The organism is Dyadobacter chenhuakuii, from assembly GCF_023821985.2.
Lineage (GTDB): Bacteria > Bacteroidota > Bacteroidia > Cytophagales > Spirosomataceae > Dyadobacter > Dyadobacter chenhuakuii.
On the sequence record NZ_CP098805.1, the window covers coordinates 5,701,402 to 5,716,008 of the forward strand.

10 protein-coding genes are annotated in these 14,607 nt (G+C 46.3%); 4 read left to right on the top strand and 6 right to left on the bottom strand.

Annotation, left to right across the window (positions count from 1 at the left end; translation table 11 throughout):
- Nucleotides 1–1,899, top strand: coding sequence for a RagB/SusD family nutrient uptake outer membrane protein (locus NFI80_RS23930; protein WP_235164068.1), 1,899 nt, complete (start codon nt 1–3; stop codon nt 1,897–1,899).
- A gap of 161 nt (nt 1,900–2,060) precedes the next feature.
- Here NFI80_RS23930 and NFI80_RS23935 read toward each other — a convergent pair whose 3' ends face one another.
- Genes NFI80_RS23935 through NFI80_RS23945 form a run of 3 tightly spaced genes read right to left on the bottom strand, consistent with a single transcriptional unit; the run spans nt 2,061 to nt 5,700 of the window.
- The gene (locus NFI80_RS23935) at nt 2,061–2,915 is read right to left on the bottom strand and encodes a sugar phosphate isomerase/epimerase family protein (protein WP_235164069.1); all 855 of its coding nucleotides are present in this window, start codon (nt 2,913–2,915) and stop codon (nt 2,061–2,063) included.
- A gap of 49 nt (nt 2,916–2,964) precedes the next feature.
- Nucleotides 2,965–4,341, bottom strand: a complete 1,377-nt coding sequence (locus tag NFI80_RS23940; RefSeq protein WP_235164070.1) for a M16 family metallopeptidase — start codon at nt 4,339–4,341, stop codon at nt 2,965–2,967.
- 39 nt (nt 4,342–4,380) lie between these two features.
- Complete coding sequence (locus NFI80_RS23945) at nt 4,381–5,700, bottom strand: M16 family metallopeptidase (RefSeq protein ID WP_235159371.1); 1,320 nt, start codon at nt 5,698–5,700, stop codon at nt 4,381–4,383.
- A 97-nt stretch (nt 5,701–5,797) separates the two neighbouring features.
- Between NFI80_RS23945 and NFI80_RS23950 the strand changes: the two genes are divergently transcribed.
- The gene (locus tag NFI80_RS23950; protein ID WP_235164071.1) at nt 5,798–6,595 is read left to right on the top strand and encodes an endonuclease/exonuclease/phosphatase family protein; all 798 of its coding nucleotides are present in this window, start codon (nt 5,798–5,800) and stop codon (nt 6,593–6,595) included.
- Here NFI80_RS23950 and NFI80_RS23955 read toward each other — a convergent pair.
- A complete protein-coding gene (locus NFI80_RS23955) occupies nt 6,554–8,302 on the bottom strand; it encodes a VRR-NUC domain-containing protein (protein ID WP_235164072.1) in 1,749 nt (582 codons plus the stop codon). The two genes, NFI80_RS23950 and NFI80_RS23955, sit on opposite strands and share 42 nt — an antisense overlap.
- Nucleotides 8,303–8,570: 268 nt before the next feature.
- Here NFI80_RS23955 and NFI80_RS23960 point away from each other — a divergent pair, with 268 nt between their 5' ends.
- Entirely contained in the window at nt 8,571–9,761 is a 1,191-nt protein-coding gene (locus NFI80_RS23960) for a phosphoglycerate kinase (protein WP_235164073.1), read from the top strand.
- A 155-nt stretch (nt 9,762–9,916) separates the two neighbouring features.
- Here NFI80_RS23960 and NFI80_RS23965 read toward each other — a convergent pair whose 3' ends face one another.
- Both NFI80_RS23965 and NFI80_RS23970 read right to left on the bottom strand, forming a co-directional pair.
- Nucleotides 9,917–12,373, bottom strand: a complete 2,457-nt coding sequence (locus NFI80_RS23965; protein ID WP_235164074.1) for a TonB-dependent receptor — start codon at nt 12,371–12,373, stop codon at nt 9,917–9,919.
- 291 nt (nt 12,374–12,664) lie between these two features.
- Nucleotides 12,665–12,856 (bottom strand): cold-shock protein, encoded by a 192-nt coding sequence (locus NFI80_RS23970; protein ID WP_026628253.1) that lies wholly within the window; start codon nt 12,854–12,856, stop codon nt 12,665–12,667.
- A gap of 178 nt (nt 12,857–13,034) precedes the next feature.
- Between NFI80_RS23970 and guaA the strand changes: the two genes are divergently transcribed.
- Nucleotides 13,035–14,564 (top strand): glutamine-hydrolyzing GMP synthase, encoded by a 1,530-nt coding sequence (guaA, locus tag NFI80_RS23975; protein ID WP_235164075.1) that lies wholly within the window; start codon nt 13,035–13,037, stop codon nt 14,562–14,564.
- The last annotated feature ends 43 nt before the right edge of the window (nt 14,565–14,607 follow it).

The window sequence follows — 14,607 nt, forward strand, 5'->3', positions numbered from 1 at the left end:
ATGATAACTAGAAAAATATATATCACCATCCTTTGCTTCGCCTGCGCACTGCTTTCGGCTTGCAAGGAAGATTTTCTGGACAGAAAGCCGGATGACCAGCTGGATGCCGAGCAGGTTTTTACCCGATATAACAAAACAAACCAGCTCATTACCGATCTCTACGACAATGCAAAAGGCTCCAACAGCCCGCTCGTATTTTTCTCCCACTTTTCCACCGCGCCTGTTACCGACGAGGCAGAAGGTTCCACAGCAGAAGGAAGCCTTACCAACAAATTCAACAATGGCGACTGGAATGCCAGCGTCATGCCTGCCGGGAGCAGCCGGGGGCAATATTGGTGGGATTTATACGGACGGATCCGCAAGGCAAATGTGATCCTGGAAGGCGTCCGGAAATACAAAACGCCTGATAACCCATTGCAAGCGGGAGATCTGAATAAGCGGTTGGGTGAAACGTATTTTCTGCGTGCTTACTTCCACTATCTGGCCGCCCGCATGTATGGAGAGGTGGTTTATGTGAACCGCACCATAGGCACCACGGATCCAAAGGACTTTAAACAGGAATCTTTTCACTCCATTGCAGCAAAAATTTATCAGGATTGCGATTCTGCGATGGCGCTGGTGCCTCCCAGCTGGGGCGGGGCCGACTTTGGAAGAGTGGATCAGGGTGCTTGCCTGGGTTTAAAGGCCATTGTGGCCTGGATGGCAGCAACCCCCATGTGGAATGGCGGCACTTTCCCGAATGATACGCGTGCGTTTGCTGCTGAATATGCGTATAAGCCCGAGCGCTGGAACGTAGCAAAAGCTGCGGCCAAGGCGGTTATTGATTTCAAAGTAGAGGGTCGTCAGCGTTACTCGCTCTATCAGGGCCACGACGCAACGGATTTTCGGGACGATGCCGGAGTGAACAATAATAATTCCAAGGTCCCAGCCCGGCTTTGGGATTTGTATCACAACATGGAAGCATTCCAGAACGAAGCGGTTTTCTTTGTGACACGTGATAAAGATAACAACTGGCAGGGTGACATTTATCCGCCGAGCTGGGGCGGGAGCTCGCGCCAGATGCCCGTTCAGGAGCAGGTGGATGAGTACGAATACATTGCCCCCGATGGATTTGGCTATCCGGTTTACGCTACACGTGCAAAAAAAGACGGCTATGACGATGGTAACCCCTACGAAAGCGTAAAACGTGACCCAAGATTTTACAGGGACATTGTTTACCACGGCTCAACATTCAAAGGAAAAGTGATCAACACCGCTTCCGGCGCCGACAAAGTGGGCGCAACCAACTCAACGACAACGGGTTATTTCCTGAGAAAAATCTTGCGGGAATCCTGGAACCGGGATAAGAGTTTCTCCATCAGCGGCCCGCCTGTATGGCGCTTGCCCGAATTTATCTACATCTATGCCGAGGCCGTAAACGAAACCGCCGGGCCCAATGCAGAGATTTATGATCTGCTGAATAGCGTCCGCAAAAGATCATTCATGGCGCCTATTCCCGCCGAAGCAAAAGCAAGCAAAGCGCTGATGGACGAGTATATCAAACGGGAAAGAAGGGTCGAATTGTTCTATGAAAATAACCGAATATGGTCTACACGCCTTTATCTGGAACCGAGCGCACCCAAGGAGATCGCCAAAGAACAAGCGTGGCAAAGTGCCGGAAGCACAAACGACCAGCGCTCGCAAAAAGCCTGGCCTTACCCCAAGACGCAGCGAATGATCAATGGCATGAAGCCGATAGAAGATCCGGCGGGAAAGATTCTAGTCGACGGCAAAAAATACAGAATGCAACGCTATTTCATAGAGAGCCGCGTCTTCGTAGCACCAAGGCACTATCTGTTCCCAATTATGCAAGACGAGCTGCAAAAAACGCCAACATTAAAGCAAAACCCGGGTTGGTAAAAGTCACTAGCTCTGTCACCCTGAGCGGACGGGGGCCGCCCGGCGGCCGAAGGGCCGGTACTAACGAAGGCCTAAAGCTACGAAGGGCCGGTACTAACGAAGGCGCCTTCGTTAGTAGCAGCCCTTCGGCTCCGCTCAGGGTGACAAATGTTGTTAACTTCTTACTCTTTAATCCCCTTAATATAAGCAATGGTCTGAGGGATTTGCTTCAGATATGAAGGGCTCTCATCCTCGATGAAATAGTGCTTGATCCCAACTTTCTTCGCTGCTTTCAGTGTGGCTGGAATGTCGATGGAGCCTGTTCCTAATGCCACGTCGTTGGTTGTTGGCGTTCCGCCGGAGAGGTTGCCTACTACGCCTTTTTTCAGGTCTTTCAAGTGCATCAGCTTCCAGCGGGTTGGATATTTCATGAGCAATTTCGCTGGGTCTTGTCCCGGAAATGCAGTCCATAGCACGTCCATTTCGAAGTTTACGTATTCAGGATTTGTGTTTTTGACAAGATAGTCAAACAATGTTCCGTCCTCGTGAGGCTCGAATTCATAGCCATGGTTGTGATAAGTAAGCTCGATGCCTGCTTCTTTCAGTTCTTTCCCGGCCTTGTTGAAATCAGCAACTGCTTTTTTCGCTGTTTCGAGGTCGAATTTGCCTTTGTGAGGAATCCAGGCGACCATCACGTATTTTGCGCCCAGTGCTTTTGCATCGGCAATGGTCTGCGCGCTGCTTTCGGCCAGTTTGTTATAATCGGCGCCGATGGAAACCATTTTAATGCCGCGCTTATCAAGCTGCTTACGCAGTTCTTCGTTCGTCATGCCTTTTATCGGTCCGCCTTCCATTTCCGTCACGCCCAAAGACTTGATCGTATCCAAAGTAGCCTCAATCCCCTTATCCCAGCTCCCCCGGAATGTATAAGCTTGCAAGCCGATTGGGTTCGTGTAGACATTGCCCTGCGCCAACAGATCGGTCTGGCTTGTAAAGGCTGCGGCTGCGAAGAGGCAGGTTTTCAGTAGTTTGTTCATTTATAGATTGGTTAATGTTCGTTTAAAAGCTAACAAAACGCTCGTTATACTAAAATCCGTCTGCCTTGATCTGCTTTTCGGTTAATTCACCATATTTTTTGACTGATTCGCGGATCTCGTCCGCCTTGCCTACCATCACAAATTGCAGCTTGTCTTTCGGGAAGTAAGTGGCGATGATCTCTTTTGTTTTTTCAGTGGTCAGCCCGTCTACTTTTGTTTGGAATGTGTTGATGAAGCTTTCGTCGAAGTTGTAGAAGTGCATATCCGTCAGCAGCCTTGCGAGCACTCCCGCGGATTCGTAGGCGGGCGGGAAGCTGCCTTTTACGTAAGCTTTAGCTGATTTCAGAATCTCATCATTAATGCCTGTTTTGTGCAAACTATCCAAGACCTGCAACGCCATATCCACAGCCGGAACCGTTGTCGAGTTTTTGGTAAATGTGCTGATCGCAAACGTTCCTGCGAATTTGTAACGCGTAAAACCGCTTCGTGCACCATAAGTAAGGCCCGAATTGACGCGTAATGCATCATTCAGCCAGGAAGTAAAACGTCCGCCTAAAATTGTGTTCACAACCAGGACCGGCACGTAATCGGCTGAATTATAATCGATTCCTTTTCCACTAATAACAAATGTAGTTTCCCTTGCATCCGGCTTGTCAACCAGTAACACGCGGCTTTTTTCGAATTCCAGATTGGGGGCAACGCGTTTTACCATGCGGTAAGGCGCTGTTTTCCAGCTGCCGAAGAGGGTGGTTATTTTCTTTTTCATATCCGCTGCTTTGAAATCGCCTACGATCGCAATCGCGCCGAGGCCCGACGTATAGTTGCTCTCGTAAAATGCTTTTGCGTCCGTTGCGGATATTTTTTCGATGGTTGCCGGTGTGCCACCGGTGGGTGCGGCGTACGGGAAGTCCTTGAACATGAATGCATTCATGTAAGCATTGATTACTGAGCGCGGGCTCTCTTTTTCCCGGATCAGTTCCTGCGTGAGGCGCTGCTTGTGCTTTTCAAATTCTGTTTTGTCAAAAACCGGGTGCATAATCACCTGCTGAATGATGTCAAACAGTTTTTCCTGATCCTTGGTCGCAAATGACGAATTCAGACCCGCCATGTCTTTGCTGGCATACGTATTAATGCTCGCGCCCACGAAATCGATCATTTCTTCGATCTGCGGTTTGGTGTATTTTTCAGTGCCAAAAAGCAGTGCGTCAGCGGTTAAGCCCGCAAGTCCGTAACGCTGGCCGTCATTGATAGCACCGGCGTCAAAAACAGCCGAGACATTGATGAGCGGGACTTCGTGTTGTTCCATCAGGTAAATGGTCAGGCCGTTTTTGAGCTTGAATTTTTCAAAAGGCGGCACTTTAAAGTTGTTTTGTGCCGAGGCCGAAAGCGTGAGCATCGCCAGAAACACAAATAGTATCTTTTTCATATTTCAATTTGATTACTGAATGTCGGTGTGAGGTTTTGGCTATTTTGATTTTTCAGGAAGCAGATAACCCACCGTCCGGTTGCGCTCGGTAAAATATTTTGCAGCAACGCGCTTAATGTCGTCCACAGTCACTTTTTTATACAATTCCGGCGCTTCGAACATTTTTTTATAATCCCCAAAAAACACATCATAACTGCCCAGACTATTTGCTTTACCATTAATGGTTTCTAATGTCCGATAAAATTCCATCAGCTTCTGATTTTTCACTTTTTGAAGTTCTTCGCCTTTTACACCGTCTTTTATAATCATATCAATTTGAATACTAATCGCTTTTTCGAGGTCCGGTGCAGAAACATTGCTATTGGCAATGGCGTAAATCAGAAAAAGACTTGGGTCGAAACTTTGGTCGGTGACGCTGGAAACATTCATCGCAAGGGTTGAGTCCATGACCAGCGATTTGGTAAGACGTGAGGAATTGCCGGAAGTAAGCAAACTGCTCAATAAATCCAGCGCATAAAAGTCCTCATGTTTGGTTTCAGGAATGTGATAGGCCATGAGAATATTCGGCGCGGCAATGTCTTTATAGGCCGTTACCCTTCTTTCGCCATTCTGCTGTGGCTCTACGGTTCTGATCTTTGGCGGCAAACCTCTTGCCGGGATGGGCGCCATGTATTGATCTGCCATTTTTTTGACCTGTTCCAAAGTCACATCGCCGACCACAACCACCGTCGCATTATTGGGCGAATAGTAAGTTTTGAAATAATTCTCCAAATCCTCCTGCGTCCAGCTTTTTATGTCAGACTCAAAACCAATTACCGGGAACATATAAGGATGTTCCTGAAAAGCAACCGATTGCACCAGCTCGCCGATGAGCCTGTAATTGCTGTTTTCCAAACCCGTGCTGCGCTCCGAAAGCACCACGCCGCGTTCGCTTTCCACCATTTTCGGGTCGATGGACAGGCTGGCAATGCGGTCGGATTCAAGTTTGAAGATCGGTTCCAATGCGTCTTTCTGGAACCAGTCGGTATAGACGGTCACATTTTCGGTCGTATAAGCATTATTGGAACCGCCGTTGGCTTCCATAAAACGGTCAAATTCCTTGGGGCCGAAGTTTTTGGAGCCATTGAACATCATGTGCTCAAAGAAGTGGGAGAGGCCCGTAATGCCATGCACCTCATTCCGCGAACCCACTTTCCAGAACAGGTACATGTTGGCGTTGGGGATCGATTTGTCTTCCAGCACCAGGAATTTCATGCCGTTGGCCAATGTGAAAGTCTTCACATCTTCCGGTTTGGTTTGCGCAAAAGACGTCCCGAAACCGGCCAGGAGCGCGGCGGTAAGCAGAAATTTCTTTATCATTTGATTAAGCTTTGTGAATTGATGTGTAATGATAGCAAACGGTTTTAAATCTATCCACTACTTTTGGTTCAGCAATTTCCTAAACCTTAAATTCTTTATGAAAAATAGCCTTTTTAGTCTGCTTATCCTGCTTGCATTCTCTGCTTTCGCCAAGCCTGCGACGGATCCGCCGGTCAAAAAATACAAATTCAAAGTGATGACCTACAACATTCACCATTGTAACCCGCCGTCGGCCGGGGATAAAATCGATGTGGAAGCCATTGCAAAGGTCATTAATGCTGAAAAACCCGATTTTGTGGCCTTGCAGGAAGTGGACGTGAACACCGAGCGCTCCGGAAAAGGGAAAAACCAGGCGCAGCAACTTGCCGCGTTAACCGGCATGCATTTCTATTTTTCCAAAGCCATTGACCATCAGGGTGGTGATTATGGCGTTGCCGTTTTGAGCAAATACAAAATAGAAGATTCTGTAAGATATGCATTGCCGATCCATGCCGACAAGCCGGAAGAAAACCGGACGGTCGCCGCGATCACGGTAACATTGCCTAACAAGCAAAAAATGATGTTTGCAAGCACGCATCTTGGTTTAAAAGAGCCAAACCGTCTTTTACAAGCAGAGACGATCATGGAAAAGTTAGGCAAAACAACATTGCCTATGATCCTTGCCGGCGATTTCAATGCAGTTCCCGAAAGCCCGGTCATCGCTTATTTTGACAAATATTTCACCAGAACCTGCTCCGACTGCAAACCCACCATTCCGGTAGAAACCCCGAATAAAACAATTGATTTCATCATGTCCAAGCAGGGAAGCAAGTTGAAAGGATTTGATACAAAAGTGATTGACGAGAAATATGCGTCAGATCATTTGCCCGTTGTCGCCACTTTCGAGATCGATTGACACTTCGTCTTTCAACCATTTTACGCGCACAATACGGCTTTGCACATTATGTTCCTTGAAGAAATGCTGCCAGTGTAACTGCCTGGATGACAGGTGATCCGTAGGGGATTTTATTTCAATAAAAGCATATTCGGTTTCATTCCAAACCAGTAAGTCGGGAAAGCCACGCGTGTTTTCCCGCAGGTTTAATGCAATTTCCATCATTACCAGATGGATCTGCTCAGGGCTTAGCAGCGAAATCAATACGAGCACTTTTTCCAAAGCACCCTCGTACCAAGGCACCAGCACGTTGGTAATGCCGTATTTTTCCATGTAAGTGCGCGTGACGAGCTCCTCAATGATCTCTTTGGAATGTGCCGCTTCGAGGCGCTCTTTCAGCTGCGCTGCTCTTTTGTAATAAAAATCGGGCAGGAAAAAATCGGTTGGGACGCGTTGCAGGGGGTTGTGAATGGTCTGCACATTGGTGTCGTAAATGGCATCCCAAAACAGCAGTCCGAATAAAGTCCGCCAGGGCTCATTTTCACTGAAAAATGCCTGGTAACCGCGCTCCCTGTAATAATGTATAGCGCCCAGTTCGACCTGGTAACGATACATAATCGGCACTTCGATGGCCTCGGCCGATTTCAGCGCCTGGGTTGTGCGCTTGACGATCCGGGTTTTTTTGTTCTTGATTCTTTCATGAAAATCCAGACTGAAATAGCGCTCGTCTGCGTTTTGCGGATTTTCGGCAATTTCTTCGCATAAGGCCAGCGCTTCGTCGATTTCGCCCAGGTTGTAAAGCAGCCGGACTCGCCGTTCCCGCGCAGGCGCATCATTGGTCAACTGATAAATGCTCAATGCCTGCGACAACATTTTCTTCCGTTCCAGCCAGGCGCTGACCCTGAGAATGAACATATTGAAGGATGGAATCGCTTTCGGACTTAATCCCGTTCCGTTGCCGACATGCCAGTTCATGAACCAGTCAAAAATTTCTTCCGGCGGCAGATCGGCTTTCAGCACGTCGAAAGTCTCTTTCATCAACGAGACCATTAATGTGTCGTCTACATCTTTCCGGGTCTCAAACTGAATGGCCAAATGCTGTTCATCAAAGGAATTGAAGCGCACATGACCCAGATCGCGGATCACAAACTCGGTCATATCCGCATTCCGGTTCCCGAAAAATAGGAATTTCATCACCATAACTTCGGCTTCATAGGAAACTTTCACCACCGGCTCATGCTCCGTAATGATCTCGCAAAGCGTTTTGAAATCATATTCATGCATCAGCCAGCGCACCAGATCGGGCTTTTTGATGGTTTTAGCAGGCATAATGTCCGGGGCGAGGATCTTGGTGAACAGCAAATGTTCCGGCTTAGTGAAAAGCTCCATGATCTCCGCAAACCGACCCTCATGCGCGTCGCAAATCGACTCGATAAAATCTTTTTCCAAAAGCTCATTCAGCACAGCCGGAAGGTCACTGATCTCAGCGTAAGAGAGGCTGTTGACCCGGAAAAAAGACTTGCTGCGATTGCTGAAACGAATAAAAAGACATTGCGCATCTTCCGAAAGCGAGTCGTAATCATCCAGAAACCGCGTCTCCGTTTCGTTCAAAACATGGGCGTAGCGCTTCCGGACAAATTCCAGCACATAGTTGAAATAATCGTGGTAATATTTAGGTGGAAGATCCGTCGGAAACTCGATATTCTGCACAAATGGATTCGGAAGCACTTCGATAAAAACGGATTGTAAGGATTCGATTTAAAATTAAAGTTACCAAAATAAAGCTTTTTGAAGAAAGAAATGCGGCTTAGATTTTACGGTTCTGCATAACTTCTGTGAAAAGGATTAAAATTTTGTTAATTGACGATATTTTAGAAAAATTGATAGTATAAATTGCATTATACCTATTACAAATGCCGCATTTTCTTGATATCATAGTATATAATAAAGAAATTGGATTACATTTGCTGCCTATGGAAAACAATTTTACATGCCCATGACAACATTAGATTCGTACGATTTTTCCGGCAAAAAGGCCCTAGTCCGCGTGGACTTTAATGTTCCGCTTAATGACAAATTCGAGATCACGGACGACACCCGGATCAAAGCAACTATTCCTACTATCAGTAAAATTTTGAATGATGGAGGATCTGTCATTCTGATGTCACACCTGGGACGCCCGAAAGACGGGCCTACTGAAAAATATTCCCTGAAACACCTGGTTAACCCATTGTCTTTGATCCTGGGTAAAACGGTAAAGTTTGCTGATGATTGCATCGGTCAAAGTGCGACGGATCTGGCGGCTTCATTAAATGCAGGTGAGGTTTTGTTATTGGAAAATCTTCGTTTTTATAAAGAAGAAGAAAAAGGGGACGAAGGTTTTGCAGAAAAGCTTTCGAAACTGGGTGATGTGTGGGTAATGGATGCGTTTGGAACGGCTCACCGCGCACACGCTTCTACGGCTGTGATCGGCAGATTCTTTGCGGATAAAGTTTGCGGTTATGTGATGCAGGCTGAACTTGATAACGCGGAGCGTCTTTTGGAGCATTCTGAAAGACCATTCACAGCGATCATGGGCGGTGCCAAAATCTCAGATAAAATATTGATTATCGAGCGACTGATCGACAAGGTGGATAACCTTATCATCGGTGGCGGAATGTCTTATACATTCTCCAAAGCACAAGGTGGAAAAATCGGTAAGTCGCTTTTAGAGGCTGATAAGCAAGATCTTACGCTTGAATTGGTGAAGAAAGCCAAAGAAAAAGGCGTTAACCTCGTGTTGCCAGTTGACACTGTGATTGCAGATAAGTTCAGCAATGACGCGCAGCGCGAAGTGGTTGCAGCCGGCGAAATTCCGGACGAGTGGGAAGGCCTTGACATTGGTCCTGAAACCATCAAGATATTCTCCGAAATCATTAAAAACTCAAAAACAGTTCTTTGGAATGGTCCAATGGGTGTTTTTGAATTCGCAAACTTCGCGCAGGGAACCAACGCAATCGCTGAGTCAGTGGTGGCGGTAACGGAAGAAAATGATGCGTTCTCTTTGATTGGCGGTGGTGATTCTGCTTCTGCGATCAACAATGCAGGTTATGGCGATCGCGTGAGCTACGTTTCTACGGGCGGCGGTGCATTGCTTGAATATATGGAAGGCAAAGTGCTTCCTGGTGTAGCTGCATTGGAAGCTTAGGCTTTCGTTTTTGAAATCAGTTTGGTTAAAAAATAAGAAAACCATCTCGCATAGCGCGGGATGGTTTTTCTGCATAACAAACCTAACTAATTTATGAACACGGGTCACAGAGCGGATGCCTCGATCGGCGGGTCCGCCCAGACCGGAATTCCAACTTAACTGCCTCCACCGGCACGTTTCTGAAGATCGTCAGAACCCGTATTACGCTGGCGGGCGCCCTTTACATTTTGATTACCAAAATTGTAAGTAAACGTCAGCCTGAACTGGCGGCTCGGCCACTCAGACTTCACTTTGAAATCGATGTCTTTGTAAATCGCAGTTCCATTGAACCGGTTTGTCCAGAAAATGTCGTTTACATTCAGACGGATCGTTCCTTTTTTATTCAAAATGTTCTTTTGCAAACCTGCGTTCAGCATGCCCATCGGGTTCGCAGCATATAATCCGTAGAACGCTCTGCTGTTATACCATCCGGAGATCTCAGCGGACCATCCTTTGCCCAAAGTAAATTGGTTGCTGGCGTACATATTCCACGATGCCTGCTTGATTTCCAGCTTTTGATCGAGGTAAATAGAGTTATATGCGTTGTAAACCCCTGTGAAATTCGCTTGTAAGCTCCACCATTTTGTAAATGTGACCGGGAATGAAACGGTCAAGCTTACATTGTCCTGATTATCAAGGTTATCCGATGTTACAAATGTTTTATTTTCAGAAGCAATCTGTTGAGGAAGCTCATCGGCAATCATGTCTTTGATGCGGCTGTAAGCAAGCGTGGTGTTGATTTTGCTTTTGTAAACGTGGACCAACTGGAATGAATTCGTGTATTGCGGTTTCAGATTCGGGTTACCACGCTGGAATGTGTAAGGATCCAGATAAAATTCAAACGGGTTAAGCGACTGATAATTAGGACGATCGATCCGGCGGCTGTAAGAAATGTTCAGCACATTGTTCGTGTCCAGTTGCTGCGACAGGAAAACGCTTGGGAAAAGATTGACATAATTCCGGTCACGCTTCTGGTTCAGTGTCACCGAGTTACCAATAGAATGCGTGTGCTCTGCACGAAGGCCTAATTGATAGCTTAGTTTTTTCGTGATTTTGGCATTGTAGTTCACATAGGCCGCGTTCACGTTTTCGGTGTATTTGAAGCGGTTGGAGCGCGATGGGTCCAGCACCCATTCGTCTGCTTTTGTTTCAAAAATCATATCATTATCGGAAGCTACGAAGCTGGTTTTCAAACCTGTTTCAAATTTTCCTTTGCCCAATGGCTGCGCGTAATCGAGTTTAGCAACGCCAATGTTAATGTCGGAAGGCATGTTGTTTCTGACTGCTTCACGGCTGCCGGTTTCTTCCTGGCCTTGCGGAGTGAAATAGCGCGTATCCAGGTTGCTTTTCTTGCTGCCGCTGTAATTGACAAAGTCCACATCGAATGTCAGTTCCTTGCCTTTATCGTCAAATTGATGCTTCAAATTGGCGTTGGCGCTCACATTGTTCATTTTGCCGCCGTTGAAAACATCCGTTCTGAACGTGCGTTGCAGGCTTAAATCTTCATTCAGGATTCTGGTGTTGGTTTGTCCGAAAGGGTTGCTCCAATTGTTATAAAATCCTGAAACCAGCACTCCAACCGTTGTTTTATCCGTAACAAAGTAATCAGCACCTGCCCTTACATTATAGTATTGTGATTTGTTGGTGCGCTCTGTTTTTTGATCAAAAATCGTCACCTTATCCTCGAATGGGATTCTTCTGTAAATGTCGTTGTTATTGAATCCTTTGTTGAAAAAAGCGCCTCCGCTGATGAATGTGCTTAATTTTCCGGCGCGGTGATTAACTGTTGCCGTGGCGTTGGATCTTCCGTATTTGGCGTAGGCGGCGCCTAAGTTAATGTTTCCGTTCGTGCCGTAATTTTTGTTGCGCTTCATCTTAATGTTGATGATCCCGGAATTTCCGGCAGCGTCGTATTTGGCAGAAGGGTTGGTGATCAGCTCGATTTTTTCGATGTTATCACTGGGCGTGTTGCGCAGGAGCGTGATGAGTTCTTGTTGGGATAAAAAGGTCTGTTTTCCATCAATTTGAACGATTACACCTTCTTTTCCGCGCAATTTCAATTGCTCATTTTGCTGGTCAACCGTTACGCCAGGTGCACGTTCCAGAACTTCCAGCGCCGTGGCACCCGCAGAAACGATGCTGTTCTCCACATTTACAACTGTACGGTCAATCTGCTGTTCGATGAATGGTTTTTTAGCAACGACCGTCACTTCATTCAATGCCTGCGTGTCGGTTTTTAGGGAAATGGTGGGAAGTGCAACAGCGTCGTCATTGACATTGAAAGGTGCGCTGTAACTTTTTTGGTAACCGACCATCGAAACCAGCGTCAGGAATTTGCCGGCTGGAACTTGGTCGAATAAAAATTTACCGCCGTCGTCAGCCGCAAGCCCTTTCACCAGGGTGGAATCGCTTGCCTTTAACAATAATACATTGACAAACGGAAAAGGCTGGGATTTTTCATCTAGGATTGCCCCGGATACTTTTCCCTTGCCGGGAGTGGCGGAAGTGGTTTGTGCCTGCACAAAAGTTCCAGCCAGCAGCAGCGCTACAGTTAGGTTTAATAAGAATTTCATGGCTAATAGATTATGTTCAGTGTCCGGCTTCGGGTGCGTTATTTTCCTTTCCGGTACAGTGTAAAAGTAAGTACTTTGTATAACATAGAACCTTAGATTACATAAGTGGTTTTAATGTTACATAAGCGGATAATGTGTGCCTGTTGTTTGCTTGATAGATACAAAGGGAATAAAGAAAGTTGCATGTGGCGAGAAAAAAAGTTTAAGTGGTAAATTGCCGTTGTGAACGACCAGGGCACAAAAAAAAACCGCTTCGAGAAGCGGTTTTTACATTTTTATATTAAGTCCCTATCAGGCAAGCTTAACATTGATCGCGTTAAGCCCTTTACGCCCTTCCTGAAGATCAAAAGTAACGTCGTCATTTTCGCGAACTTCGTCCACAAGACCGGAGATGTGTACAAAATAGTCCTGTCCTGTTTCTGTGTCTTTAATAAACCCGTAACCTTTTGAGTCATTAAAGAATTTTACTGTTCCTTGATTCATATTAATTATATATTGAAAATTTACGTAAAGGTAAACAGAACGCAGCGTTTGTACAAATTTACATTGAAAAAATTAAAATTTGCCCGCCTATAATGCAATTGTCCGCTAGCAGAATGATTAAATCCGGTTTTTTGATTTGGGTCAATCTCCCTACATTTGCGTTTTAGATAGCATTTATATGACTGAACAAATTCTGATTTTAGATTTTGGTTCGCAATACACTCAGTTAATAGCACGTCGTGTTCGTGAGCTTAATGTTTATTGTGAAATCCATCCTTACAATAATTTCCCCGATCTCACTCCCAACATTAAAGGCGTAATTCTTTCCGGAAGCCCATGTTCCGTTCGGGATACCGACGCACCGCGAATAGATTTGGATCAGTTCCGTAAAATTGTGCCTGTTCTGGGCGTTTGTTACGGAGCGCAATTGCTGGCGCAGGAGCTGGGTGGCGATGTGAAACCTTCGCAGCACCGAGAATATGGCCGCGCCCGTCTGGTTATTGACGATACGGATTCCTCATTGCTGGCCGGATTATCGGAGTCTTCTCAGGTTTGGATGTCTCACGGCGATACCATTGTTCGCGCCCCGAACGACTTCCACGTGATCGCTTCGACGGAATCCGTGAAAGTGGCTGCATTCAAAATTGAAAATGAACTTACATACGGCATTCAGTTTCACCCCGAGGTTACGCATACGACCGAAGGTAGGAAGCTGATGTACAATTTCGTAGCCAAAATTTGTGGTTGCAAGCAGGATTGGACAGCGGAGTCTTTCGTAGAACAAACCATTGCAAACCTTCGTAAGAAGCTGGGCAATGATAAGGTAGTAATGGCGCTTTCGGGAGGTGTAGATTCTACGGTTGCTGCTACGCTGGTTCACCAGGCTATTGGCGCAAATCTTTATTGCATTTTCGTTGATAACGGTCTTTTGCGTAAGGATGAATTCGCGGAAGTGCTTCATTCTTACCAGGATATGGGTTTGAATATCAAAGGTGTTGATTCAAAATCACACTTTTACCAATCCCTAAACGGACTGTCGGAGCCCGAAGCAAAGCGGAAAGCAATTGGCAAATCCTTCATTGATATTTTTGATCAGGAAGCGCATTTGATTGAGGAAGTGAAATGGCTGGGTCAGGGAACGATCTATCCGGACGTGATTGAGTCGGTTTCTATCAACGGGCCGTCTGCAACGATCAAATCGCACCATAATGTGGGTGGTTTGCCGGATTTCATGAAATTGAAAATCGTTGAGCCGCTGAATACTTTGTTTAAAGATGAAGTAAGGGCTGTGGGCCGGACATTGGGCATTGATGAAAAAATATTAGGACGTCATCCGTTCCCGGGTCCAGGACTTGCCATTCGTATCTTAGGAGAAATCACTCCGGAGAAAGTGGCGATCTTGCAGGAAGTGGACGCTATTTTTATCGGCGGGCTCCGCAAATGGAATTTATATAAAGACGTCTGGCAGGCAGGCGCTATGCTTTTGCCGGTTCAAAGTGTGGGTGTGATGGGGGATGAGCGGACTTACGAAAGTGTGGTTGCTCTTCGTGCTGTGACCTCGATTGATGGAATGACAGCCGACTGGGCGCATTTGCCATATGATTTCCTTGCTGAGGTTTCCAATGACATTATCAATAGAGTAAAAGGTGTTAACCGCGTGGTTTACGACATTTCGTCGAAGCCGCCGGCAACCATTGAATGGGAATAGCATACAAACGAAAAAAGCGGACAATTGTCCGCTTTTTTAATAT